Here is a 25,001-nt window from a genome sequence, read left to right as displayed (position 1 = left end):
GGTGGGGTGGGCCCGGCGCCGCGGGCGGTCGAGGCTGCGCGCCGGGGTCTCCCCGGCGCCGTCGGCCCCGAGGGCTTCCGCGGTGCCGGGGCTCCGTGGCTTCCGTCCGAGGTCTTCCGCGGCGCCGCGGGGGCTGTCGCTCGCGCGCGTCCTCAAGCGCCGGACGAGCCGGAGGCGTGCCCGGACGGGCCGGATCGCGGGCTGTCCGACCGCGGGTGGGCGGCGTGGGCCCGTCGCGCGTCGCGGGCCCGGGGGAGGTAGCGCAGGCGTTCGGGGAGGTGGGGGACGGTGTGCGCGACCAGGCGGCCGAAGCGGCGCAGGCGGCGCTCCTGGCGCGGGGTCCAGCGCAGACCGAGCGCGCCGCGGGCCTCCGGCGGGAGCAGGCCGATCGTCACGAAGCTGCGGAAGCGGGCCAGGGGCGGCACCAGCAGCGGCCAGACGAGGCGGCACAGCACGCGGACCGGGCGCGGGCCGTACGGGGGCGGCGGAATGCCGGGGTTGTACGCGACGAGTTCGCGGGCGACCGGGGTGGGCTCGATCACTTCCGTGACCATCCGGTGCCAGTAGGGCCAGAACTCCTCCGGTGTCTGCGGCATGTCCCGGTCGTGGATGCCGAGGAGCCGGCCGACCTGGAGCCACTCCGCGTACAGCTGCCGCTCCTCGGCCTCGGTGTACGGCCGGCGGCCGAGGTAGCGCATGCCGTGCCGGTAGGTCGGGAAACCGGTGGCGTGCACCCACGCGTAGTGGGCGGGGGTGAGCGCGTGGTAGGGGCGGCCGTGGGTGTCGACGCCCCGGATCGTCCTGTGCAGCGTGCGCAGCCTGCGCCCCTCGGCCACCCCCGCCTCTCCCCCGTAGATCCACAGCAGCACGCTGCGCAGGGAGCGTTCGCCGCGGCCCCAGGGGTCGGTGCGGAAGACGGAGTGCTCGTCGACACCCGCGCCGACGGCCGGGTGGGCCACCTGGAGGGTGAGGGCCGCGGGCAGCATCAGGAGAGCGCGGAGTTCACCGGCGATGTCCCACAGCGGGCCGCCGGGCGGCGGGGGCTGCGGGTCGGGGCGTGCGGACCGGTGCTGGGCTGTCACGTTCTCCATGATGCCGCCCGCTCAGGGGCGGCGCACGGGCGCCCGGCTACGGCTCGCGCCGCTCGCCCGCGGCCACGGCGCCCACCCGCCGCCGTACCGCGAACCAGCCGGCGACGAGCGCCGCGGCGATCACCGGGACCAGCATCACCGTGCTCCGCCCCACATCGGGGTCGTTCCACATGAGGACGACGACGCCCACCAGGAACGCGATCGTCACGTACTCGGTCCAGGGGGAGAACGGCAGCCGGAAGGCGGGCCGTTCCACCAGGCCCTGCCGGGCGCGGCGGACGAACACCAGGTGGCACAGCATGATGGTGCACCAGGTGCTGATGATGCCGAGCGCGGCGATGTTGAGCACGATCTCGAACGCCTTGCCGGGGACGACGTAGTTGAGCCCGACGCCGACGACGCAGACCGCGGCGGTGAGCAGGATGCCGCCGTAGGGCACCTGGCTGCGGTTCATCCGCGCGGTGAACTTCGGCGCCGAGCCGGACACGGCCATGGAGCGCAGGATCCGCCCCGTCGAGTACAGCCCCGAGTTGAGGCTGGACATGGCGGCCGTCAGGACGACGAGGTTCATCATGTCACCGGCGAAGGGCACACCGAGCCGGGACAGAACCGTCACGAACGGGCTCTCCCCGTCGCTGAATTCGCCCCAGGGCAGCAGGAGCGCGAGCAGCAGGACCGAGCCGACGTAGAAGAAGCCGACGCGCCACATGATGGCGTTGACGGCCTTGGGCACGACCTTGTGCGGCTCGGCCGTCTCCCCCGCGGTGACACCGACCAGCTCGACGCAGGAGTAGGCGAAGACGACGCCCTGGAGCACGATGACGACCGGCATCAGCCCGTTGGGGAACAGGCCGCCGTGGTCGACGATCTGTCCGATGCCGGGGGTGCTGCCGCCCACCGGGTGCTGGGTGGCGAGCAGCACGATGCCGACGAGCATGAAGACGACGAGCGCCGCCACCTTGATCACGGCGAACCAGAACTCCAGCTCACCGAAGATCTTCACGGAGATCATGTTGACGGCCAGCACCACGGCGAGCGCGATGAGGGCCAGCACCCACTGCGGTACGGGCGTGAAGAAGCTCCAGTAGTGGGTGTAGAGCGCGATGGCGGTGATGTCCGCGATGCCGGTCGTCGACCAGTTGAGGAAGTACATCCAGCCCGCGACATAGGCGCCCTTCTCCCCCAGGAACTCGCGCGAGTAGGAGACGAAGGAGCCAGAGGAGGGGCGGTGGAGCACCATCTCGCCGAGGGCCTTGACCACGAAGAACGCGAACAGCCCGCAGACGGCGTACGCCAGCGCGAGCGCGGGCCCGGCCGAGGCGAGCCGGCCGCCGGCCCCGAGGAAGAGGCCGGTGCCGATGGCTCCGCCGATGGCGATCATGTTGATGTGGCGGGGTTTGAGGTCCTTGCTGTAGCCGGTGTCACCGGCGTCCCGCGCGGGCCCCGCGGGCTGTGCCGCCTGCGCGGCCGGCCCGTCACCCCCGCCGGGCTGCGAGGGGATTGCGCCCTGGACGACGTCGTTGTTCACAGTGGGTTCCAAGTCGTAGGAACGGGCTCTGCCGGGCCTGGCCCGCCGGGTGCGGCGGTTCCGACCGGAGCTGCACCTTTCCTTTCATGGGCCAACTATGCGGTGGTCCATCTCACACAGCGGAACATCTCACATGGTGAACACCCGGGCGCCGGGCGGCCGTTACCGCTCAGGCGTACAGTTCGGCGATCCGGGAGCCGAACTTCTCCACGAGCACCCGGCGCCGCAGCTTCATCGAGGGCGTCAGCTCACCCGTCAGCGGGCTCCACTCGTCCTCCAGCAGCCGGTACCGCTTGATCTGCTCGGTGCGGTTGAGCCGCGCGTTGGCGGCCTCGACGGCACGGTCGACCTCGGCGCGCACCTCGGGGTGGGCGGCCAGCTGCCCGGGCGCCGCCTCGATGCCGTGCCGCGCCGCCCACGCCGGTGCGGCCTCCGCGTCCAGCACGAGGAGCGCGACGAGGTAGGAGCGGCCGTCCCCGTACGCCATGGCCTGGCCGATCAGCGGGTGTTCCTTCAGCACGTTCTCGACCAGCGCGGGCGAGACGTTCTTGCCCGTGGAGGTCACGATGATCTCCTTCTTGCGGTCGGTGATCCACAGGAAGCCGTCCTCGTCGAGCCGGCCCACGTCGCCCGTGGCGAACCAGCCGTCCGGACCGGTGACGGACTCGATCGAGCCGTCCGCACGCAGATACCCCTGGAAGAGCAGGGGGCCGCGCACCTCGATCTCGCCGTCCGGCGCGATACGGACCTCGCTGCCCGCGACCGGGCGGCCGACCGAGCCGAGCCGGAAGGCGTCCGGGGTGTTGAGGGTGAGCGCTCCGCTCGTCTCCGTCATCCCCCACACGTCCATCACGACGATGCCCAGGCCCGCCCAGAAGTCGAGCACGTCCGGCGGCAGGGGCGCCGAGGCGCTGGCGGCCCAGACCAGACGGTCGAGCCCGGCCAGGGTGAGCAGCGGCCGGATGACCTCGTCCTGGACCTTCGCGAAGTCGTCCGCCAGCTGGGGCGAGGGGCGCTCGCCGCGCTCCCGGCAGCGCACGTGCGCGCGGGCCACCCGCCCGGCTTCCTCCAGCGCGGCCCGCCGCTCGGGCGGCAGCGCGTCCAGACCGGCGCGCAGCGCGGCGGTCAGCTTCTCCCAGACGCGCGGCACGCCGAAGAACTCCTCCGGGCGCAGCTCGCGTACGTGGTCGGCGATCCGCGCCGGGTCGGGGCACAGGTGCACATGGGAGGCGCGCACGATCGGCAGATAGATGCTCAGCATCCGCTCGGCGATATGGGCGAGCGGGAGGTAGCACAGGTGGTCGGAGTGGGGCGGTACGGGGATGACGGCGTCCAGCGCGAGCGCGTCGCACAGCACGTTCCGGTGCGTGATCACGGCGCCCTTCGGATCGCCGGTGGTGCCGGAGGTGTAGACGACGGTCACCGGGTCGTCGGCGCGTACGGAACGCAGGCTCTCCTCGAACTCCGCGGCGTCCACGGCGTCCACGGCGTCCGCGGGCTCCTCCCCTGGCTCCTCGGACGCCGGCTGCCCGGCCGGGCGGCGCAGTGTGCTCCAGTGCGTGTGCGGGCCGGTGGCGGACGGCTCGGTGACGACCAGCCGCTCCAGCCGCGTCCCGGCGTCCGGCTCCAACAGCGGCTCCCAGCAGGCGACATCGGCCGCGCTGCCGACGACCGCGAGCCGGGCGCGGGAGTGCCGGGCGATATAGGCGATCTGGTCCGGCGCCGCCGTGCCGTAGACGGAGACGGGGACCGCGCCCAGATGCACCAGTGCCAGATCGCTGAGCCAGTGCTCGGGCGTGTTCCCCAGCTTCAGCAGCACGTGCTCGCCGCGCCGGACGCCGGCGGCGGCGAACCCGGCGGCGAGTGCGGCGACCTCCTGCCGGACCTCGGCCCAGGTGAGGGTCGTCCCGCCGCTCTCCTCCGACTGCCAGCTGAGGGCGGGGAGTTCGCCGTGGTCCCGCACATTGCGCAGGAGGAGTTGCGGGACGGTGAGCTGCTCCGGGTCGTCGCCGGGGAGCCGCAGGCTCGTGGTCATGACACCTCCACAGGGAATGCACCGGGAAACCGTGTGCCCCGCCTGTCCCGCCGTACGGCCGCTCCGCGGCTCTCCCGGCCCGCGGGCCCGGCGGGCGGGGTGAGCGTGGGGAAGGTTTCACAGGACCGGTGCGACAGCAATACTGTTGAACGTTGATCGGCGCAGGCCGGCCCCCGGGCCGGCGGTGGGAGGGGCACCCGTACATGGAACCAGCGAACGGCACCGCACGTGACGAAACGGCGGAAGTGCAACCGTCCCGGTCGTCCCGGCCGGCACCGTTGACGCGGCGCACCGCACCCGCCGAGGGCGCGCAGGCCGCAGCGGCGGACCCCGCCGACGGCCTCACCGTCGATCAACTGGCCGCCCGCGCAGGGGTGACCGTGCGGACCGTCCGCTTCTACGGCACCCGCGGTCTGCTGCCGCCGCCCACCATCGGCCCCCGCCGCGTGGGCCGGTACGGGGCCGAGCACCTCTCGCGCCTGGCGCTGATAGAGGAGTTGCAGAACCAGGGCATGACGCTCGCCGCCATCGAGCGCTACCTCCAGCGGCTGCCGGACGACCTCAGCGCCCACGATCTGGCCATCCACCGCGCGGTCGTGGCCTCCTGGATGCCGGACACCGTCGACGAGACGACGCGCGCCCAGTTGGAGGGGCGCGTCGGGCGGGCGCTGACCGAGGACGACATCGACCGGCTCGCGGCCATGAGCGTGCTCGCCCGCACCGAGGAACCGGACGTCTTCCGCGTCGACCCGGCGCTGGTGCAGCTGGGCGTGCGGCTGCTGGACGTCCCCGTCTCGCACGAGGCCATCCTCGCGGCCCGCCGGGTCACGCTCGACCACGCGCGGTCCGCCGCACGGGAGTTGAGCCGGCTGTTCAAACAGGAGGTGTGGGAGCCCTACCGCGCCCACGAGAGCGACCCCGAGCGGGTGGAGCGGATGAAGTCGCTGTCCGCGCATCTGCAACCGATGGTGGTCCAGGCGCTGCTCACCGCCTTCCAGCGGTCGATGAAGGAGGAGCTGCGCGAGGCGTTCCCGGCCGAGAGCGCCCCGCGTACCGGGAGCGCGCGCGGGGACGAGCCGGGCGCCGACGGCTGAACCGGCGGTGTGCCCGCGCCCCCTCGGGCCGCGGGCACGGGCCCCGCACGTGCCGCTCAGTCCGCGAAGACCTCGCCCCGATCGGCCTTCTCGGCGAGCAGCGCGGGCACGGCGAACCGGTCCCCGTACCGCTCGGCCAGCTCCTTCGTCCGCGCCACGAAGCCGGGCAGGCCGCCCTCGTAGCCGTTGATGTACTGGAGGACACCGCCGGTCCAGGCGGGGAAGCCGATGCCCATGATCGAGCCGATGTTGGCGTCGGCGACGGAGGTCAGCACGCCCTCCTCGAAGAGCCTGACGGTGTCCAGCGCCTCCGCGAAGAGCATCCGCTCCTGCATGTCCTTCAGCGGGATGCCCGGGTCCCCGGCCGTGCCGAAGTGCTCGCGCAGGCCGGGCCACAGCCCGGTGCGCCGGCCCTCCTCGTCGTAGTCGTAGAAGCCCGCTCCCCCGCTGCGTCCGGTGCGCCCGAACTCGTCGATCATGCGGTCGAGTACGGCCTCGGCGGGGTGCACGGGCAGATCCTCGCCCTCGGCACGCAGCGCCTGCCGGGTCTCCTGGCGGATCTTCCGGGGCAGCGTGAACGTCAGCTCGTCCATCAGGGAGAGCACCTTGGCCGGGTAGCCGGCCTGGGCGGCGGCCTGCTCGACGGTGGCCGGGGCGACGCCCTCGGCGAGCAGCGCGATGCCCTCGTCGAGGAAGTGGCCGATCACCCGCGAGGTGAAGAAGCCGCGCGAGTCGTTCACGACGATCGGCGTCTTGCGGATCTGCCGGACCAGGTCGAAGGCGCGGGCCAGCGCCGTGTCACCGGTCTGCCCGCCCTTGATGATCTCGACGAGCGGCATCTTGTCGACGGGCGAGAAGAAGTGCAGACCGATGAAGTCCCCCTGCCGCTCGACGCCTTCGGCGAGCGCGGTGATGGGCAGGGTGGAGGTGTTGGAGCACAGCAGCGCATCGGGTTCGACGATGTCCTGGATCTCCTGGAACACCTTGTGCTTGAGCGCCTGGTCCTCGAACACCGCCTCGATCACGGCATCGCATCCCGCGAGGTCCCGCGGATCGGCGGTCGGGGCGATCCGGGCGAGCAGCGCGTCCCGCTTCTCCTGCGTCGTCCTGCCGCGCGCCAGCGCCTTGTCCTGGAGCTGCTCGGCGTACGCCTTTCCCTTCTGCGCGGCCTCGGCGGAGACGTCCTTGAGGACGACGTCGATCCCGGCCTTGGCGCAGACGTAGGCGATGCCCGCGCCCATCATCCCGGCGCCGAGCACGCCGACCTTGCGTACGGTGCGCTCCTCGACGCCGCGCGGCCGGCTGCGCCCGGCGTTGACGGCCTGGAGGTCGAAGAAGAACGCCTGGATCATGTTCTTGGAGATCTGGCCGGTGACCAGCTCGACGAAGTAGCGGCTCTCGATGACCTGTGCCGTCTCGAAGTCCACCTGGGAGCCCTCGACGGCCGCCGCCAGGATGTTGCGCTGCGCGGGGTAGGGGGCGCCCGCCGTCTGCTTCTTGAGGTTCGCGGGGAACGCCGGCAGGTTCGCGGCGAACTTCGGGTGCGCCGGGGTACCGCCGGGGATCTTGTACCCGTCCTCGTCCCAGGGCTGGCGTGCCTCGGGGTGCGCCTCGATGTACGCCCGCGCCGCCGCGAGCATCTCCTCCGGCGTTCCGGCCACCTCGTCGACCAGGCCGGCCTCCCGGGCCCGGTGCGGGGTGTACTGCTGCCCTTGGAGGAGCACCTTGAGCAGCGCGTCGGCGACACCGAGCATCCGTACGGTGCGGGTGACGCCGCCCCCGGCGGGCAGCAGCCCGAGCGTGGCCTCCGGGCAGCCGATCTTCGAGCCGGGCGCGTCGAGGGCGACACGGTGGTGGCAGGCGAGCGCCAGCTCCAGGCCGCCGCCCAGCGCGGCCCCGTTGAGGGCGGCCACGACCGGCTTCCCGAGGGTCTCGATACGGCGCAGGTCGCGTTTGACGCCCATGCTCCGCTCGAACACCTCCTCGGCGTCCTGCGGGCGCGCCTGGATCAGCAGCCGCAGATCGCCCCCGGCGAAGAACGTCTTCTTGGCGGAGGTGACGATGACGCCGCGTACCTCGTCGCGTTCGGCCTCCAGCCGGTCGGCGATCGCGGTGAGCGAGGTCTGGAAGGCCGCGTTCACGGTGTTGGCGGACTGGTCGGGGTCGTCGAGCGTGAGCGTGACGACACCGTCGCTGTCGCGGTCCCAGCGGATGGTGGTGGACTCGGGCATTTCTGGTCGTCTCCAAGGTCGGTGCGGGCCCGCGCGCGTCGCGGCGGCCCGGTTCGTCGCGGATCGGGAGGCCGGCCGGCGGCCGGCGGCGGCCGGCTCTACAGCCGCTCGACGACGGTGGCGATGCCCATGCCGCCGCCCACGCAGAGCGTCACCAGCCCGTAGCGCCGGTCCCGGCGCTCCAGTTCGTCCACGACCGTGCCGAGGATCATCGCCCCGGTCGCGCCCAGCGGGTGCCCCATGGCGATGGCGCCGCCGTTGACGTTGATCTTCTCCAGCGGCAGGTCCATGTCGCGGGCGAACCGCAGCACGACCGCGGCGAACGCCTCGTTGATCTCCACGAGGTCGATGTCGTCGATCGTCAGCCCGGCCTTGGCGAGGGCCTTGCGGGAAGCGGGCGCCGGGCCGGTCAGCATGATCGTCGGGTCGGCCCCGGAGACCGCGGCGGAGACGATACGGGCCCGCGGGGTCAGCCCGAAGCGCCGCCCGACCTCCTCGTTGCCGATGGCGACCAGCGCCGAACCGTCCACGATGCCCGAGGAGTTGCCCGCGTGGTGCACATGGTCGATCCGCTCGATCCAGTGGTACTTCTGCAACGCGACGGCGTCGAAGCCGCCCATGTCGCCGATGGCGGCGAAGGACGGCTTGAGCCCGGCGAGGGAGTCGGCGGTGGTGCCGGGCCTGATGTGCTCGTCGCGGTCCAGCACGGTGAGCCCGTTGCGGTCGCGCACCGGTACGACGGAGCGCGCGAAGCGGTCGTCCTTCCAGGCCGCCGCCGCCAGTTCCTGGGAGCGCGCGGCGTACTCGTCGACGTCGCGGCGGCTGAAGCCCTCGACGGTGGCGATGAGGTCGGCGCCGATGCCCTGCGGGACGAACCCCGTCTCGAAGCTCGTCATCGGGTCGTTGAACCAGGCTCCGCCGTCGCTGCCCATCGCGACCCGGGACATGGACTCCACCCCGCCGGCCAGGATCAGATCCTCCCAGCCCGAACGCACCTTCGCAGCGGCCAGGTTGACGGCTTCCAGGCCCGAGGCGCAGAAGCGGTTCTCCTGGACGCCGGCGACGGTGTCGGGCAGCCCGGCGGCGAGCGCGGCGATCTTGGCGATGTCGGAGCCCTGGTCACCGACCGGCCCCACGACGCCGAGCACCACGTCGTCGATGGCCTGCGGGTCGAGCCCGGGCAGCCGCTCGCGCAGCGCGTGGATGAGGCCGACCACGAGGTCGACGGGCTTCGTGCCGTGCAGGGCGCCGTTCGCCTTGCCGCGCCCGCGCGGGGTGCGGAGGGCGTCGTAGACATACGCTTCGCTGGTCACTGTGGTGCCTTTCTCGGGTGTACGGGTGCGGGGCCGGTGCCCGGTGCGGGGCGTGGGGCGTGGAGCGCGTCAGGCGTGCGGCGGGGCGGCGGGGCGGCGGGGCGGCGGGGTTCAGCCGAGCAGCGAACGGCCGATGATCTCCTTCATGATCTCGGTGGTCCCGCCGTAGATGGTCTGGATACGGCCGTCGGTGAACGCCCGGGCGACGGGGTACTCGCTCATGTACCCGTATCCGCCGTGGAGTTGGAGGCAGCGGTCGGCGACGCGCTTTTGCAGCTCGGTCGCCCACCACTTGGCCATCGAGGCGTGCGTGGCGTCCAGTTCGCCGTTCGCGTGGTCCTCGATGCAGCGGTCCAGGAAGGAGCGCGTCACGGCGCACTCCGTGGCCATCTCCGCGATCTCGAAGCGGATGTGCTGGAGCCTGGCGAGCGGACGGCCGAACGCCTCGCGCTCCTTGACGTACGCCGTGGTGATCTCCAGCAGCTGCTCGGCGGCGGCGATCCCCGCGACCGCGATGCCCATCCGCTCCTGCGCCAGATGCGTCATGAGGTGGACGAACGCGCCGTTCAGCTCGCCGAGCAGATTCTCCTTCGGCACCCGCACGTCGTGGAAGAACAACTCGGCGGTGTCCTGGGCGTGCTGGCCGATCTTGGCCAGATTACGGCCCCGCTCGAAGCCCTCCGCACCCCGCTCGACGACGAACAGACTCAGCCCGTGCGCCCCGCCCTCCGGCGTCGTCCGCGCCACGACGATCACGAGGTCGGCGAGGATGCCGTTGGAGATGAACGTCTTCGAGCCGTTGAGCACCCAGTGGTCGCCGTGCTCCTCCGCCGTCGTGCGTATGCCCTGGAGGTCGGAGCCGGCGCCGGGTTCGGTCATGGCGATCGCGGTGACGGTCTCCCCGGAGCAGAAGCCCGGCAGCCAGCGGCGCTTCTGCTCCTCGGTGGCCAGGCCGGTCAGATACGGCCCGACGATGTCGTTGTGCAGCCCGACGGCCAGCCCGGCGGCGCCCGCCCGGGCGAACTCCTCGGTGAGCACGGCCGCGTACCGGAAGTCCGGCTCGCCCCCGCCGCCGTACTCCTCCGGGACGGCCATGCCCAGCAGCCCCTGCCGGCCGGCGGCCCGCCACGCCTCCCGCGAGACGATGCCGTCCCGCTCCCACTGCTCGTAGTGCGGCTCGACCTCCTTGGCCAGAAAGGTGCGGACCGTGGCGCGGAACGCCTCGTGCTCCTCGGTGAAGATGCGGCGCTTCATGGGGTGGACTGCGCTCCTTCGGACGGTAGGGCCGCCGCCTCGACCTCGGGCGCCGCCCAGTCCCTGGCCACCTCGGCGGCGTGCGCGCCGGGCCGGGCGGGGCCCGAGGCGACGGCGGTGGGGGTGGCGGAGAACCGGGGTGCGGGCGCCGGCTGGGTGATGCCCGCGTGGTCGACATAGGTGCCCCGGGCGGCGAGATGGGGGTGGTGGGGCGCCTCGGTGAGGGAGAGGACGGGCGCCACACAGGCGTCGGAGTCCTCGAACACCCGCGTCCACTCCGCGCGGGTGCGGGAGGCGAAGCGCGCCGCGACGGCCTCGCGCAGCGCGGCCCAGGCGGCGGGGTCGTCCCGCGCCGGTGCCTGTTCGGCGAGACCGAGCAGCCGTACGAACTCGGCGTAGAACTTGGGCTCCAGGGCGCCGACGGCCATGTATCCGCCGTCCTTGGTGGCGTAGGTGCCGTAGAACGGCGCGCCGCCGTCCAGCAGATTCGCGCCGCGCCGGTCCTGCCAGCCGCCCGCGGCGAGCATCCCCTGGATCATCGCCGTCAGATGGCTCGTCCCGTCGACGATCGCGGCGTCCACCACCTGCCCGGCGCCGCCCTCGGCGCGGGCGTGCTGGAGCGCCGCCAGCACCCCGATGACGAGGTAGAGCGCGCCTCCCGCGTAGTCGCCCAGAAGATTGGCCGGGGCGTACGGCGGGCCGTCGGGCGCGCCCGTCATGCCGAGCGCGCCGGTGACGGCGATGTAGCCGATGTCGTGCCCGGCGCGGTGCGCCAGCGGGCCGTCCTGGCCCCAGCCGGTCATCCGGCCGTACACCAGCCGGGAGTTGCGGGCCAGACAGGCGTCGGGGCCCACACCGAGCCGCTCGGCGACCCCCGGCCGGAAGCCCTCGACGAGGATGTCGGCCCGCTCGGCGAGGGCGAGCACGGCCTCGACCCCCGCCGGCTGCTTGAGATCCAGCAGCACGGAGCGCTTGTTGCGGTTGGTGACGTCGTGCCGGTGCGGGATCGCGAGGCCCCCGCCGCCCGGCCGGTCGACGCGCACCACATCGGCGCCCAGATCGGCCAGCGTCATGGCCGCGAACGGGCCGGGCCCGATTCCCGCCAGCTCCACGACCCGCACCCCGGCGAGGGGACCGGCCGGCCCGGGCCCGGAGGAGGGCCGCGGGCCGGAACGGGACTGCTCTCCGGCTGCTGTCATCAAGCCCCCAGCGCTGTGACACATCTGATGTAACACCAGGAATGCTAAGAACCGCTTTTCCGTTCCACAAGACCCGGGACGGCCGGAGCACCAGCCGTTCCGCGCCACCCCGCGCCCCCAGGTCGTGTCGGCGAAGTCCCGCCTGCCCGACGGGCGGACGCCGCTACTCGGAAGACCCTCCCTGGCCGGCGTGCTCCCGCCCGGCCGTACCGGCGGCCCGCAGGGCGCACACGCCGACGGCGACACCGAGCAGGACGGCGCCCACGAGGACGGCGAAGGCGGCCGGCAGCCCCTGCCGCGGCGAGGAGCCGTTCAGCAGCGCGCCCAGGACCGCGACGGCGATGAGCGCCCCGCTCTGCCGGCTGGTGTTCTGCACCCCCGACGCCAACCCCGACAGCTCCTGCGGGACGTTCGCCATCAGCAGCGACGTCAGCGCGGAGAAGGCCATCGTGCTGGCGACCCCGATGAGCAGCAGTCCCACAGCTGTTGCGGAGTACGGCGCGTCGGGACCGGCGAGCGCCAGGGTCACGACTCCGGCCGCACAGCACACGAACCCGGCGGGCAGCAGGAGGCGGTGACCGAAGCGCTCGGACAGCGGCCGGTACAGCAGCAGCGGGCCGACGGTGCTGCCCACGGTCATCGGCAGCAGAGCCACCCCGGCCCCGGCCGCCGACCAGCCGCGCAGCTGCTGGAAGTACAGGGACATCACGAACAGCGCCCCGTAGAAGACGAATCCCATCAGGCCCGCGCTCGCGACGGCCGACGTCCTGATGCGGACGGCGAAGAACGACGGCGGCAGCATCGGATGCGGCGCCCGGCGCGCCCACCACACGAACCACGCCCCCGCGACGGCCGATCCGGCGAGCAGCCCCAGGGTGACGGGCGCTGACCAGCCCGCCGAACCGGCCTGCACCAGCCCGGCCGTCAGGGACGCGAGCGTCAGCGCGGCGGCGATCTGCCCCGCCCGGTCGACCGGCGTACGGCGCCTGGGTGTCTCGGCCACCCCGGCCCGCACCAGGAGGATCCCGGCGACGCCGAGCGGCAGGTTGATCAGGAAGATGGACCGCCAGCCGACGGTGTCGACGAGGACGCCGCCGACGAGCGGCCCGACGGCCATCGATATCGCCCCCGTCGCGACCCAGACGACCGTGGCGCGGGACCGGGCGGCCGCCGCCGGGAACAGATGCGGGATCAGCGCCAGCGTCGCGGGCAGCAGCGCGGCGGCCCCGATGCCCTGCACGGCACGGGCCGCCACGAGTGCGGCGGTGCCCTGCGCGGCACGGGCCGCCACGAGTGCGGCGGTGCCCTGCGCGGCGGCGCAGGCCGCCGACGCGAGCGCGAACACCGCGAGCCCTCCCAGCAGCATCCGCCGCAGGCCCATCCGGTCGCCCAGCGCCCCGGCGGTGAGCAGCAGGGCGGCCAGCGTGAGCGTGTACGCGTTCAGCACCCACTGGGCACCGGCCATCGAACTGCCCAGGCCCGCACGGATGGTGGGCACGGCGACGTTGAGCACGCTGCCGTCCAGGATGATCACGAAGTAGCCGAGGCAGATCCCGGTGAACCCGAGCAGGGGCCGGGCGCGGCCCCGCGGCCGGCCCGTGGCCGCGCCCGGCGCCCGGTCGAAGACCGCTGCCCCGTCAGAAGCCGCACGGAGAGGCTGTTCACTCATCGCGTCCCACATTCCGCGTCTCACATATTGAAACTCTCTGTCTTGTGATGTGAGCGTAGAAATCCCCGCGCGAGCCCGTCAACGCCCTTTCCGCGCCGTCTCACCGGGCGGAACGCGACGCCGTATTTCCGCCAGCGACGCCGCCCGGAACGACGGAACCTGGAGACCATGAGCACACCGCACGCCACACACCGCACCCCCGGCACGGACACCACGGACCCCCGTTCCGCCGCCCACTGGGCGGTGCACCCGCTGCCCGCCGAACTCCTCGCTCAGCTGCGCGAGCGGGACGACACCGGGGCGGCCACCCGGCGGATCACCGACACCGACGGCGGCAACCCGCTGCGCTGCTGCTTCGGACGCAGCACGCCCGGCGAGACCTTGGCCTTCGCCTCGTACGCACCGCTGCGGCGCTGGGCACGCGAGACGGGCGCCGACCCCGCCGCGTACGACGAGTCGGGCCCGGTCTTCCTGCACGCGCACGACTGCGGCGGAGACCCCGGCACGCCCCACGGCCGCTTCCCCGACGCGATGCGGGGCGAACGCCGCACACTGCGCGCCTACTCCGGCGAGGGACGGATCCTCGGAGGGCTGCTGCTCGACCGGAGCCGCCCGGACGGCGCGCCGACCATCGAGGAGGGCCTGGACCAGCTGTACGCGGATCCCCGGGTGGCCACCGTGCACGTACGGGCCGTGGAGTTCGGCTGCTTCCTCGTGGAGACGCGCCGCACGGACCCGTGACCGGCCCCGACCGGCCGACCAGCCCGACCGACTCGACCGACTCGACCGACCCGACCGACCCGACCGACCCGACCGACTCGACCGACAGAGAACTGCCCGGAGGGGCGCGGAGATCCCGCGCCCCTCCGGCGCGTTCGCACGCCCGGCGCCACCCCACGACCGCACAGGGCAGCCCGCCTCCCGGCACGGGGCCGGCGTCCCTCGTAAGAGGTATGGACGCCCCCGCCGTTCTTTGCGTAAAGTTGAGCGAAGCAGTCGGATTTCACGCACTAACACGCATGCACCATCGTGACGGCCGACCCGGCCATGGAGGGGGTACCGCATGAGCGCGACAGCAACGCACATGGAACGGGAACTGCACAGTCAGCCCGAGGTGTGGCGCACCGCGGCGGAGTTGGGCGCCGCGGAGAAGGGGCTCCCGGCCCCCGGCGCACGCGTGGCCGTCGTCGGCTGCGGCACCTCGTGGTTCATGGCCCAGGCGTACGCGGCCCTGCGGGAGGCGGCCGGCCAGGGCGTGACGGACGCCTTCGCCGCCTCCGAAGCCCCCCTCGGCGAGGCCCGGGGGTACGACGCGCTGGTGGCGATCAGCCGGTCCGGCACCACGACGGAGGTGCTCCGGGTGCTGGAGTCGACACGCGGCCGCATCCCGAGCATCAGCATCCTCGGCGATCCCGACACCCCCGCCACCCCGCTCTCCGACCACACCGTCGAACTCCCCTTCGCCGACGAGCAGTCGGTCGTGCAGACCCGCTTCGCCACCTCCGCCCTCGCCCTGCTCCGCGCCCACCTCGGCGAGGATCTCGGCACCGCGGTGCAGGACGCACGGGAGGCCCTGGAGGCGCCGGTCGAGCAGGAGTGGATCGACGCCGAGCAGTTCACCTTCCTCGGCACCGGCTGGACCTACGGCCTGGCCCGCGAGGCCGCGCTGAAGATGCGCGAGGCGTCGCAGAGCTGGACGGAGTCCTACCCCGCGATGGAGTACCGGCACGGCCCGATAGCCATCGCCGCCCCGGGCCGGGTCACCTGGCTCTTCGGAGCGGAGCCGGAGGGGCTGAGCGCCGAAGTCACCGGCACCGGCGCCCGGTTTGTCCGCCACTCCCGCGACCCGCTGGCCGATCTGGTGCTGGTGCAGCGCATCGCCCTGGAGCGTGCCCGCGCCCGCGGCCTCGACCCGGACAACCCCCGCAGCCTCACCCGCTCCGTGATGCTGGAGAACTGAGCACTCCCCCGCCCCCGGCCCTGAGCCCTGCCAACCCGAGGAAGAGCCATGCCCCTTGTATCCACCGCCTCGATCCTGGCCTCGGCGCGCTCGGCCGGGGTGGGAGCCGCCGCGTTCAATGTGATCCACCTGGAGACCGCCGAAGCGCTCGTCACCGCCGCCGAGCGTACGGGCGTGCCCGTCATTCTCCAGATCAGCGAGAACTGCGTGCGCTACCACGGCAGTCTGCTGCCCCTCACCAGGGCGACCCTGGCCCTCGCCGAGGCGGCCCGCACCGGTGTCTCGGTGCACCTGGACCACATCACCGAGGCCGAGCTGGTACGCCAGGGCGTGGAGGCCGGTGTCGGCTCGGTGATGATCGACGCCTCGACCCTCCCCTACGAGCAGAACCTCGCCACCACCCGGCGGCTGACCTCCTGGTGCCACGACCGCGACGTCTTCGTCGAGGCCGAGCTCGGGGAGGTCGGCGGGAAGGACGGGGTGCACGCGCCGGGCGTACGGACGGATCCCGGGGAGGCGCTGGAGTTCGTGACGGCCACCGGCGTCGATGCCCTGGCGGTCGCCGTGGGCTCCTCGCACGCCATGCGGGAGCGGACGGCGAAGCTGGACACCGAGCTGATCCGCAGCCTGCGCGCCGCCCTCCCCGTCCCCCTCGTCCTCCACGGTTCCTCGGGCGTCCCGGACGAGGAACTGCGTGCCGCGGTCGCCGCGGGGATGACGAAAATCAACATATCGACGCACCTCGTCTCCACGTTCACCCGTAGCCTGCGGGGGACGCTGGACGCGGATCCGGCGCTGATCGATTCTCGGAAGTATGTGGCTCCGGCGCGTGAGGCCGTCGCGACGGAGGCGGCCCGGCTGCTGCAACTCCTCGGCAGCGCCCCGGAGGCCGCCGCACAGCCCGCCGGCCAGGGAGAGGGAACGAGCGGTGAAACGCCATGAACGGATGAACGCTCTGCTGGAGCTGCTCGGCGAGCGCGGCAGTGTCGACGTGGAGGAGGCGGCCACGGAGCTGGAGGTCTCGGCCGCCACCATGCGCCGGGACATGGACGCGCTGGCCGAGCAGCAACTGCTCACCCGGACCCGGGGCGGAGCCGTCCTCAGCGCGGTCACCTACGATCTGCCGATCCGCTACAAGCGGGGGTACCACGCGGCGGCCAAGGAGTCCCTGGCCCGTACGGCGGCCGAGATGGTGGAGCGCGGAGACGTCGTCGGACTCAGCGGCGGCACGACGACGACGGAGATCGCCCGCGCCCTGGCGACCCGTCCCGATCTGGCGGAGCCGGGCCCCCAGCCGCATCTGACGATCGTCACCAACGCGTTGAACATCGCCAACGAGCTGGCCGTGCGGCCCCAGATCAAGACCGTTCTGACCGGCGGCGTCGCCCACTCCCGCACCTTCGAACTCACCGGGCCCTACAGCGATCTCGTACTCCAGCAGATCTCGATGGACCTGGCCTTCATCGGCGCCAACGGGATGGATCCGCAGACGGGCGCCACGGTGCACGACGAGGCGGAGGCCCGCATCAACGGTCTGATGGCCCAGCGGGCCGAGCGTGCCGTGGTCGTCGCCGACTCGTCGAAGATCGGCAACCGCTGCTTCGCCCGGGTGGGCGGCGCGGAGCTCTTCAAGACGTTCCTCACCGACACCGGCATCACCGCCGCCCGCCGCAAGGAGTTCGAGGAGCAAGGCCTGCGCCTGGTCCTCGCCGAGGAGCCCCCCGAAGGCTCCTGAACACCGCTGCCGGAGCCGGCGGCCAGGGGTGCAGGTGGGGGTGTGGAGGCCTCCATCGGGGGTCGTCGGCTGTTGCAACCTGGGCGTTCGTGCCCCGCCGTCACCGGCCCGGGGCGGGTCCGGTGCCAGAATCGCGGCATGGATCAGTTCTCACCCGCTGTAGAGCCCGAAGACGCGCAGGCCGCCGGGCGGCGCGGTTCCGTCGAGGCGGATGCCATGGGCGCCGCGAGCGGCCCGGTCGTCCCGGGCGGCTCACCCGCTCAGCCGGGGCCCGCGCAGGCATGGGCCGCGCTCGGCGGGGACCCGGCGCTGCCGGGCCGGATCCGGCGGGAGCGCCGTCCGGGGCTGCTGCCCTCCGCGCTGCCCGTGCTGGATCTGGCCTCTTCGACGGTGTCGGTGTGCGCGCTGGCCGCCGCCGAGTTCCTCGCGGTGCGTACCGGCAGTGAGCTGGTACCGCCGGTCGAGACGGATGACGGCGCGGTCGCCGCGGCCTTCCTCAGCGACCGGCTCGTCCGTACCGACGGCCGCCCCCCGGTCAACTTCGCTCCGCTCTCCCGATTCTGGCCGGTCGCCGACGGCTGGGTGCGTACGCACGCCAACTATCCGCACCACCGGGCCCGGCTGCTGGCGGCGCTCGGCCTGCCGGATCCCGGTCCCGCCGAGGACGAGGCCACGGTGGGACGGCTGGCGGCGGAGCTGGCGGAGCGCTCGGCGCACGAGGTCGAGGAGACCGTCTTCGGCGCGGGCGGCCTGGCCGTGGCCGTGCGGACGCCCGACGAGTGGGCCGCGCATCCGCAGTGCGCCGCCGTCGCCCGGCTGCCCCTGGTGGGCTCCGCGCGGCTGGACACCGCCGCTCCGCTCGATCCGGGGGCGCAGGCGGGGCCGGGCGGGCTCGCGGGCCTGCGGGTGCTGGATCTGACGCGGACCATCGCGGGTCCGGTCGCCACCCGCACGCTGGCCCTGCTGGGCGCCGAGGTGCTGCGGATCGACGCACCCGACCGGCCCGAGCTGGTGGATGCGCACGCCGACGGTGATCTGGGGAAGCGGTCGACGCTGCTGGATCTCTCCAGCCGGTCCGGGCAGGCGACGTTCGAGGAACTGCTGTCCGGCGCGCACCTCGTGGTGACCGGGTACCGGCCGGGTGCGCTGGACAGGTTCGGGCTGGCGCCCGAGTCGCTGGCGGACCGGCGGCCCGGTCTGGTGGTCGGCCAGCTCAGCGCCTGGGGCACCGCCGGGCCCTGGCAGCGCAGACGCGGCTTCGACAGCCTGGTCCAGGCCGCGACGGGGATCTCCCGTATCGAGGCGGGCGCCCCCGACGAGGCCGGCACGGACCCGGCGCCGGGTGCCCTCCCCGCACAGGCGCTGGACCATGCGACCGGCTATCTGCTGGCGGCCGGTCTTCTGCGGGCGCTCAGCGAGCAGCGGGCGGGTACGGCCGGATCGCGGGTGGTGCGGGTCGCGCTGGCGCGTACGGCACACTGGCTGCTGCACGATCTGCCGTCGGAGCCCACGGTCGAACCGGGAGGTGCGCCGGTGCCCGCCGGGGATTTCGATCCCTCGCCGTGGTTGACGGAGGCCGACGGTCCGCTGGGCCGGCTGCGGTATGTGCTGCCGCCGGTGCGCTTCGGCTCGCCGGGTTCCGCCGGCCCGGCCGACTGGTCCCGGCCCCCCGGCACCGCCGGCGCCGATCCCGCCGCCTGGTCCTGACGCGACATCACCACGCCCGGGAACCCGCCTCCCGTACCCGGCACCCCGCTGCCCGGGTCCCCGTACCCCGCGTCTCCGCGCCGCACGTCCCGCGCACCGGTCGCGTCCGCACACTCGTCGCATCCGCGCGCCGGTCGCGTCCGCGTCGGTCGCGTCCGGCCGACGGGGCGTGCTCGGTGTGGGCCGCCGGTCGGCTCCGTCCCGGAGACGCCCACGTCCGGCTGCGGTCCCCCGCCGTCCGGTGGCCGGGGACGGCGCCGTCCGGTCGTGGATCCCGTGTGCCCACGGCGTCCGTGTGTCGGCCGGGCGCTCCGTGCGGGAGCTGTGCTCTCGGATGGTCTCCGTGCGTCGGCGGCTGCCGTACCGCACGGCCACGGGCCTCCGAGCAGACGTGATCGCCGTGCGCGTCGTGGTCGCCGTGCTCACCGTGGTCGCCGTGCGCAGAGGCTCGTGGAGTCCGGCTCCGACTCCCCTGCGTACGGGCCCGGTTCAGATGCCTCCGGGGAAGCCGAGGAGCCATTCGCCGCCCAGGATGACGGCGAAGCCCACGCCGAGGACCGCGGTCGCCACCCGGGTGCGTCCCCGGCGGCTGAGCACGATGGCCGTGCCGGAGAGCACGAGCGCGATGCCGTAGAACCCGACGGTGAGCACGGAGGGCTCCGAGCCCAGCCGCAGAATCAGGGCGACGGCGACGGCGAGCATGACGGCGGCGGACAGGACGATCCGCAGCCGACGGGCCTGACGGGGGGTCAATGAGGGCCGGAGGTCTGCCTCCTGCTCCTCGGGGGCGGTCGGGAGTCCGTCCGTCGTGGCGGGCTCGTCCGGATCGGGCCTCTCGCCGTCGGCTATCCGCTGCTCCGGCCGCGCTCCGGCGCCGGGCTCCCGCTCCGGGCCGTGGTCCTCACCCGGCCCTCCGCCTTCGCGCGGACCTCCCTCGCGCGGACCTCCGGGCCCGCTCGGGCCTTCGAGCCCACCCGGGCCTCCGGGCTCGCTCGGACCCGCGCCCCCGCTCGACCCTGCGCCCTCGCTCGGCCCCCGCTCCGGGCTCTGCCCGTGTGCGGCGGAGCCCGCTCCCTGCTCGGCGCGCGGTCCCGGTTCGGGACGGGGTGCGTCGGCTGCGGGCGGCTGGTCGGGGGTGTGCGGCGGGGTCCCGGAGCGGTCCCGGGTGGAGACGGTGCGGGCTGGGGAGGAGGACGCGTCGGCTTCCGGCATGCAGGGGAGGGTATCTGCCGCCCGCACACGGCGGAGCCGGAGGCTGCCGGTCTCCCGGCGGAAGCCGGTCGGTTGTCGCCGTTGTCGCTCTATTCCTTCTTGTCGCCGCCGGCCCAGGAGCGCAGCGCGGCCTTGCTGTCGAAGTCGCCGAGGTTGGTGTCGATGGGCTCGCTCGTGTACTGGTGGAAGCGCCAGCGGTGCTTGATGCCGGGCTCGCCGGGCTTGCCGTTGTAGTGCGCGATCCATAGCCCGTCGCCCGCGAACGAGGTCTTGTCCCGGTTGAGCCAGAAGTCGCGGTTGCAGTAGAGCAGCACCTTGTGGTCCGGGCGCTTGTCCTGGACGTACTTGATCCAGTCGTCCTTCTCGCCGTTGCCGACGTCGGGGTCCTCCCAGTCCAGGACGAGCATGTCGCCCGCGACGAGGTTGATCTTCGAGAGGAAGTAGTCGGCCTGGGTCTTCATGCTGCCGGAGCGGACGAAGTGGTAGAAGCCGGTGACCAGTCCGGCGTCGCGGGCGGTCTTGCGCTGCTTGACCCACTTCGGGTTCGTGTACGACTTGCCCTCGGTCACCTTGATGAAGACGAAGTCGATGCCCCTGGTGCTGTAGTCCTCCGGCTGGTAGGAGGACACATCGATCCCTTTGATCATGCTTCACCTTCCCCTTGTTCACTCTCCGGTGATGTGCTGATTACTCGGTGATACCCGCCGGGACGCACACCGTACCTCTGCAAGGGGCGGTCCCCGGGCGGAAGTTGTGAAGGAACGGCATGGAACCCCGGTGAGCGCGGCGGACCGCTGCCGCACTCACCGGCCATCGACGCTGTTGCGGTGCGGGGCGCCCCGCGCGCACGCTCCACGAGCCCCGTCCGCTCGCCCGCACAACCGCGTCCGCCCTCTCCCCCGGCGGGCGCCGCGTTGGCACAATCTGCGCGTCCGCGCCCCACTTCGCACCGCCGAGGCCCGCGCCGGCTCACCGCGCGCGGCCGAGGCACCGCCGCTACGGAAAAGGTGGCCCCAGTGAAGTTCAGTTACGCGATGCTCCCCGACTACCCGCTGCGCGAGTCGCTGGCCTCCATCAGGCTCGCCGACGAGCTGGGCTTCCACGCCTGCTACGCGGCCGACGAGACCTGGCACAAGGACATGTGGCTGCTGTTCGCCGCGGCGGCCGGCAGCACCGAACGCATCCGGCTGGGGCCGAGCGTCACACCCGTCACGCTGCGGGAGCCGTCGCTGGTGGCCCAGGCGGTGGCCACGCTGGACGAGTTGTCGGACGGCCGGGCCGAAGCGGTGCTCTCCAGCGGGAACTTCGGGCTGCTCGCGCAGTACGGCGTCGACTGGAAGCGCACGAAGCCGCTGTCCCGGACGAAGGAGGCGCTCGGCGTCGTCCGTACGCTCCTGGCGGACGGCGCGATTACGCACCACGGCGAGTTCTACACCTACGACGGGCTGTTCACCTTCGCGCGCCCGGTGCAGGAGCGGGTGCCGCTGAAGCTGGGTGCCATGCGCGGCCCGCGGTCCTTCGAGGCCGCCGGGGAGCTGTCCGACGGCTGTCACCACGCGCTGAGCTGCTCGCGCCCCGCCTACGAGTACGCCGTCCGGCACATCAGGGCCGGTGCCGAGCGGGCCGGGAAGGACTGGCGTGCGCTGGACATCGGGGCGTGGGTGGTCTTCGCGACCGGCCCGGACGGGGACGCGGCGAAGGACGCCGCGCGCAGCATGGTCGGTATCTACGCCTCGTCCATGCCGCCGGAGCAGCTGATCCGCAACGGCGTCGATCCGGCCGAGGTGGAGCCGGTGGTCGCGGCCATCGCCGAGGGCGATCTGGCGCGCGGGATCGAGCTGACGACCCCGTCGCTGGCGGAGCGGCTGTCCATCGCGGGCACGCCGGAGGAGTGCGCCGCCAGGATCAGTGAGCAGATCGCGCCGGCGGGCGTCAACCACATCATCTGCGCCGTCACCGACCGGATCCTCGTGCAGGCGTTCACGGGGCGCACCGTGGAGGGGGTCGCCGACGTGAACGAACAGCTCCGGCTCATCCACGACCGGATCATGCCGGAGTTCGTCTGACGGCCGGCGGGAGGTGCCCGCGCCCGGCGCCCGTGTGCGTGCCGGGCGCGGGGCGAGGGCCGCGGATTCGCGGTCCGGGCGGTGAAGGAGCAGGATCGGGTACTGCGGCAGGTGCGGTCCGCCGGCCACGGCGGGCGGGCCGTTCCGCTGCCGCGACAGCCGATCACGAGACGTCACCGGAAGGACCACCATGGCCACCACACGCACGGCCCACACCGTCTGGAACGGCACCCTGATGGAGGGGTCGGGCACCGTCTCCTTCGATTCGTCGGGCATCGGCGAGCAGTCGGTCTCCTGGCCGTCCCGGGCCGAGGAGCCGGCCGGCCGGACGAGCCCGGAGGAGCTGATCGCCGCGGCGCACTCCAGCTGCTTCTCGATGGCCCTCTCCAACGGGCTGACCAGCGCCGGTACGCCGCCCACCACGCTGACCACCCGCGCCTCGGTCACGTTCCAGCCGGGCACGGGCATCACCGGCATCCACCTCACCGTGGAGGGCGAGGTGCCGGGGATCGACCAGGCGGCGTTCGCCGCGGCCGCCGCCGAGGCCGCGCAGAACTGCCCGGTCAGCCAGGCGCTCAAGGGCACCGAGATCACCCACGAGGCCAAGCTGGCCTGACCGGCCGGTATCCGCCGTACGACCGCACGCGCCAGAACGGAGGCGCAGCACCATGCCGGAGCTCCCCGAGGTCGAGGCCCTGCGGGGCTTTCTGGACGAGCGGCTGGCCGGCCGCACCGTCGGCCGGGTCCTGCCGGTCGCGGTGAGCGTGCTCAAGACGTACGATCCGCCGCTCGACGCGCTCGAAGGGCGGACGTTCAGCGAGGTCGTACGGCACGGCAAGTTCCTCGATCTGGCGGTGGACGGCGGGCTCCGTCTCGTCGTCCATCTGGCCCGGGCGGGCTGGCTGCGCTGGCAGGACTCCCTGCCGGCCGCGCCGCCCCGCCCGGGCAAGGGCCCGCTGGCGCTGCGTGTGGCGCTGGAGGCGGAGCAGGGCGGCGCGGCCGACGGCTTCGACCTCACGGAGGCGGGCACCCAGAAGCGGCTCGCGGTGTATCTGGTCGGCGAGCCGGAGCAGGTGCCGGGCATCGCGCGGCTGGGCCCCGACCCGCTGGCCCCGGGCTTCGGCCGGGAGGAGTTCGCGGCGCTGCTGCGGGGCAGACGGCAGCAGCTCAAGGGGCTGTTGCGGGACCAGTCGGTCATCGCCGGTATCGGCAACGCGTACTCGGACGAGATCCTGCACGCGGCGCGGATGTCCCCGTTCAAGCTGGCCGCCGATCTGCGCGAGGACGAACTGACGGCGCTGTACGAGGCCATGACCCGTACGCTCGGCGACGCCGTGCGGCGGGCCCGGGGGCTGGACGCCGGCCAGTTGAAGGCGGGCAAGCGGCTCGGGCTGCGGGTGCACGGCCGGGCCGGTGAGCGGTGTCCGGTGTGCGGGGACACCATCCGCTCGGTCTCCTTCCGCGACTCCTCGCTGGAGTACTGCCCCACCTGCCAGACGGGCGGCAAGCCGCTGGCCGACCGGAGGCTGTCGCGGCTGCTGAAGTGAGCCGGGCCCGCCCGGCCCGTCCCCTCGCGGTCCCCGCCGGACGCCGGGTAGGAACGGAGCGTACGCCGGAAGCGAGTTGAGGAGGGCCGCCGTGGCGGTGCGGAGCGGTACGCGGGAGTTCGACGTCATCCTGTACGGCGCGTCGGGCTTCGTCGGGGAGCTGACGGCGCAGTATCTGGCCGGGCACGCGCCCGCGGACTGCCGCTGGGCGCTGGCCGGCCGCAGCCGGGAGAAGCTGGAGGGCGTGCGGGAGCGGCTGGCGGCGGTGCATCCGCGGGCGGCGGAGGCGGGTGTGCTCACGGCCGACGCGGGCGACAGCGAGGCGCTCGCCCGGCTGGCCCGGCAGGGCCGGGTGGTGGCGACGACGGTCGGCCCGTACATCCGGTACGGGACGCGGCTGGTCGCCGCCTGCGCCGACGCGGGCACCGACTATCTGGATCTGTCCGGGGAGCCGGAGTTCGTCGATCTGATGTATCTGCGCCACCACAGCCGGGCCCGTCGGACCGGTGCCCGGCTGGTGCACGCGGCCGGTTTCGACTCCGTGCCGCAGGACCTGGGCGCGCTCCACACCGTCGAGCAGCTGCCCGAGGGCGTGCCGCTGACCGTCGACGCCTGTCTGCGGACCAACGCCCGTGTCTCCGGCGGGACGTTCGCGAGCATCATGCTCGGCCTCTCCCGCGCCGACCGTACGCTGCGCGCCATGAAGGCCCGCAGGGCCGCCGATCCGCGCCCGGCCGACCGCGGGGTGCACACACCGCTCGGAACCGTCCACCGGCGGGCGGACCTGGACGCGTGGGCGGTGCCGATGCCGACGATCGACGCGCAGATCGTGGCCCGTTCGGCCGCCGCGCTGGAGCGCTACGGGCCGGAGTTCACCTACCGGCCGTATGTGGCGGCACCGAATCTTCCGGTGATCGCCGGCGCCGCCGCCGGGCTGGGCGCGCTGTTCGTGGCCGCCCAGGTGCCGTCGGTGCGCAAGTTCGTCTCCGCGCGGCTCGCGCCGGGCGAGGGCCCGGATCCCCAGCGGCGGGCGCGCAGTTGGTTCTCGCTGCGTTTCACGGGGCGGGGCGGCGGCCGTCGTGTGGTGACGGAGGTCGCGGGCGGCGACCCCGGGTACGACGAGACGGCGCGGATCCTCGGCGAGGCGGCGCTGTGCCTGGCGCACGACGAACTGCCCGGGACGGCGGGGCAGGTGACACCGGCCGTGGCCATGGGGGACGCGCTCATCGGCCGGCTGGCGGCCTCGGGCCTGGAGTTCCGCACCCTGGAGGTCACCGAGGACGCCCCGGGCACGTCCGCGGCCGGCTGAGCCGGCTCCCGGCCCCGACCGCCGGGCCGGGAGCGGCGGGAGCCGGCCGCC

General features: G+C 73.4%; 20 protein-coding genes. 10 read left to right on the top strand and 10 right to left on the bottom strand.

Annotated elements, in window-relative coordinates; genetic code table 11:
- Window positions 1–152: 152 nt before the first annotated feature.
- The 3 genes from SCA03_RS00620 to SCA03_RS00610 form a co-directional block, all read right to left on the bottom strand.
- Entirely contained in the window at window positions 153–1,091 is a 939-nt protein-coding gene (locus SCA03_RS00620) for an oxygenase MpaB family protein (protein ID WP_141275153.1), read from the bottom strand.
- A gap of 37 nt (window positions 1,092–1,128) precedes the next feature.
- Entirely contained in the window at window positions 1,129–2,619 is a 1,491-nt protein-coding gene (locus SCA03_RS00615; RefSeq protein WP_037850663.1) for an amino acid permease, read from the bottom strand.
- A 169-nt stretch (window positions 2,620–2,788) separates the two neighbouring features.
- Entirely contained in the window at window positions 2,789–4,654 is a 1,866-nt protein-coding gene (locus tag SCA03_RS00610) for an AMP-dependent synthetase/ligase (protein WP_086816962.1), read from the bottom strand.
- A gap of 203 nt (window positions 4,655–4,857) precedes the next feature.
- Between SCA03_RS00610 and SCA03_RS00605 the strand changes: the two genes are divergently transcribed.
- The gene (locus tag SCA03_RS00605) at window positions 4,858–5,748 is read left to right on the top strand and encodes a MerR family transcriptional regulator (RefSeq protein ID WP_086816964.1); all 891 of its coding nucleotides are present in this window, start codon (window positions 4,858–4,860) and stop codon (window positions 5,746–5,748) included.
- A 56-nt stretch (window positions 5,749–5,804) separates the two neighbouring features.
- On the opposite strand, the gene SCA03_RS00600 is transcribed toward SCA03_RS00605, so the two are convergent.
- The 5 genes from SCA03_RS00600 to SCA03_RS00580 form a co-directional block, all read right to left on the bottom strand.
- A complete protein-coding gene (locus tag SCA03_RS00600) occupies window positions 5,805–7,979 on the bottom strand; it encodes a 3-hydroxyacyl-CoA dehydrogenase NAD-binding domain-containing protein (RefSeq protein WP_086816966.1) in 2,175 nt (724 codons plus the stop codon).
- A 98-nt stretch (window positions 7,980–8,077) separates the two neighbouring features.
- Window positions 8,078–9,292 carry an acetyl-CoA C-acetyltransferase gene (locus tag SCA03_RS00595; RefSeq protein WP_030879036.1) on the bottom strand — a complete coding sequence of 405 codons (1,215 nt, stop codon included), beginning with the start codon at window positions 9,290–9,292 and terminating at the stop codon, window positions 8,078–8,080.
- 111 nt (window positions 9,293–9,403) lie between these two features.
- Complete coding sequence (locus SCA03_RS00590; protein WP_030879040.1) at window positions 9,404–10,546, bottom strand: acyl-CoA dehydrogenase family protein; 1,143 nt, start codon at window positions 10,544–10,546, stop codon at window positions 9,404–9,406.
- On the bottom strand, window positions 10,543–11,745 hold the full coding sequence (locus SCA03_RS00585; RefSeq protein ID WP_107428973.1) for a CaiB/BaiF CoA transferase family protein: 1,203 nt from the start codon (window positions 11,743–11,745) through the stop codon (window positions 10,543–10,545). Before SCA03_RS00585 ends, SCA03_RS00590 begins: the two co-directional genes overlap by 4 nt.
- A 163-nt stretch (window positions 11,746–11,908) precedes the next feature.
- Window positions 11,909–13,414 (bottom strand): MFS transporter, encoded by a 1,506-nt coding sequence (locus SCA03_RS00580; RefSeq protein ID WP_158102275.1) that lies wholly within the window; start codon window positions 13,412–13,414, stop codon window positions 11,909–11,911.
- A 168-nt stretch (window positions 13,415–13,582) separates the two neighbouring features.
- Between SCA03_RS00580 and SCA03_RS00575 the strand changes: the two genes are divergently transcribed.
- The 5 genes from SCA03_RS00575 to SCA03_RS00550 all read left to right on the top strand — a co-directional run bounded on the left by SCA03_RS00575 (window position 13,583) and on the right by SCA03_RS00550 (window position 18,816).
- A complete protein-coding gene (locus SCA03_RS00575; RefSeq protein ID WP_086815192.1) occupies window positions 13,583–14,155 on the top strand; it encodes a DUF1203 domain-containing protein in 573 nt (190 codons plus the stop codon).
- A gap of 322 nt (window positions 14,156–14,477) precedes the next feature.
- Window positions 14,478–15,374 carry an SIS domain-containing protein gene (locus SCA03_RS00565; RefSeq protein WP_030879053.1) on the top strand — a complete coding sequence of 299 codons (897 nt, stop codon included), beginning with the start codon at window positions 14,478–14,480 and terminating at the stop codon, window positions 15,372–15,374.
- 48 nt (window positions 15,375–15,422) lie between these two features.
- Complete coding sequence (locus SCA03_RS00560; RefSeq protein ID WP_030879055.1) at window positions 15,423–16,316, top strand: class II fructose-bisphosphate aldolase; 894 nt, start codon at window positions 15,423–15,425, stop codon at window positions 16,314–16,316.
- On the top strand, window positions 16,303–17,109 hold the full coding sequence (locus SCA03_RS00555) for a DeoR/GlpR family DNA-binding transcription regulator (RefSeq protein ID WP_030879059.1): 807 nt from the start codon (window positions 16,303–16,305) through the stop codon (window positions 17,107–17,109). Before SCA03_RS00560 ends, SCA03_RS00555 begins: the two co-directional genes overlap by 14 nt.
- A gap of 216 nt (window positions 17,110–17,325) precedes the next feature.
- Window positions 17,326–18,816, top strand: coding sequence for a CoA transferase (locus tag SCA03_RS00550; RefSeq protein ID WP_141275188.1), 1,491 nt, complete (start codon window positions 17,326–17,328; stop codon window positions 18,814–18,816).
- Window positions 18,817–19,305: 489 nt separating this feature from the next.
- Here the strand turns inward: SCA03_RS00550 and SCA03_RS00545 are convergent, their stop codons facing one another.
- Together SCA03_RS00545 and SCA03_RS00540 are read right to left on the bottom strand one after the other, a co-directional pair.
- Window positions 19,306–19,569 carry a hypothetical protein gene (locus tag SCA03_RS00545; RefSeq protein WP_159787933.1) on the bottom strand — a complete coding sequence of 88 codons (264 nt, stop codon included), beginning with the start codon at window positions 19,567–19,569 and terminating at the stop codon, window positions 19,306–19,308.
- A gap of 548 nt (window positions 19,570–20,117) precedes the next feature.
- Window positions 20,118–20,675, bottom strand: a complete 558-nt coding sequence (locus tag SCA03_RS00540) for a glycoside hydrolase family 25 protein (protein WP_030879069.1) — start codon at window positions 20,673–20,675, stop codon at window positions 20,118–20,120.
- Between the two features lie 369 nt (window positions 20,676–21,044).
- On the opposite strand from SCA03_RS00540, the gene SCA03_RS00535 reads away from it, so the two are divergent.
- The 4 genes from SCA03_RS00535 (at window position 21,045) to SCA03_RS00520 (ending at window position 24,950) form a co-directional block, all read left to right on the top strand.
- Complete coding sequence (locus SCA03_RS00535) at window positions 21,045–22,094, top strand: LLM class flavin-dependent oxidoreductase (RefSeq protein WP_086817178.1); 1,050 nt, start codon at window positions 21,045–21,047, stop codon at window positions 22,092–22,094.
- A 190-nt stretch (window positions 22,095–22,284) separates the two neighbouring features.
- Window positions 22,285–22,710, top strand: a complete 426-nt coding sequence (locus SCA03_RS00530; protein ID WP_030890771.1) for an OsmC family peroxiredoxin — start codon at window positions 22,285–22,287, stop codon at window positions 22,708–22,710.
- Window positions 22,711–22,762: 52 nt separating this feature from the next.
- Window positions 22,763–23,641 carry an Fpg/Nei family DNA glycosylase gene (locus SCA03_RS00525; protein WP_086817176.1) on the top strand — a complete coding sequence of 293 codons (879 nt, stop codon included), beginning with the start codon at window positions 22,763–22,765 and terminating at the stop codon, window positions 23,639–23,641.
- A 91-nt stretch (window positions 23,642–23,732) separates the two neighbouring features.
- Window positions 23,733–24,950 carry a saccharopine dehydrogenase family protein gene (locus tag SCA03_RS00520; RefSeq protein ID WP_051856178.1) on the top strand — a complete coding sequence of 406 codons (1,218 nt, stop codon included), beginning with the start codon at window positions 23,733–23,735 and terminating at the stop codon, window positions 24,948–24,950.
- Window positions 24,951–25,001: the final 51 nt, after the last annotated feature.

The organism is Streptomyces cacaoi (genome assembly GCF_006539165.1).
Taxonomy (GTDB): Bacteria; Actinomycetota; Actinomycetes; order Streptomycetales; family Streptomycetaceae; genus Streptomyces; species Streptomyces cacaoi.
Note: the sequence above shows the minus strand (reverse complement) of the source record. Positions and strands in the feature narration are given on the sequence as shown.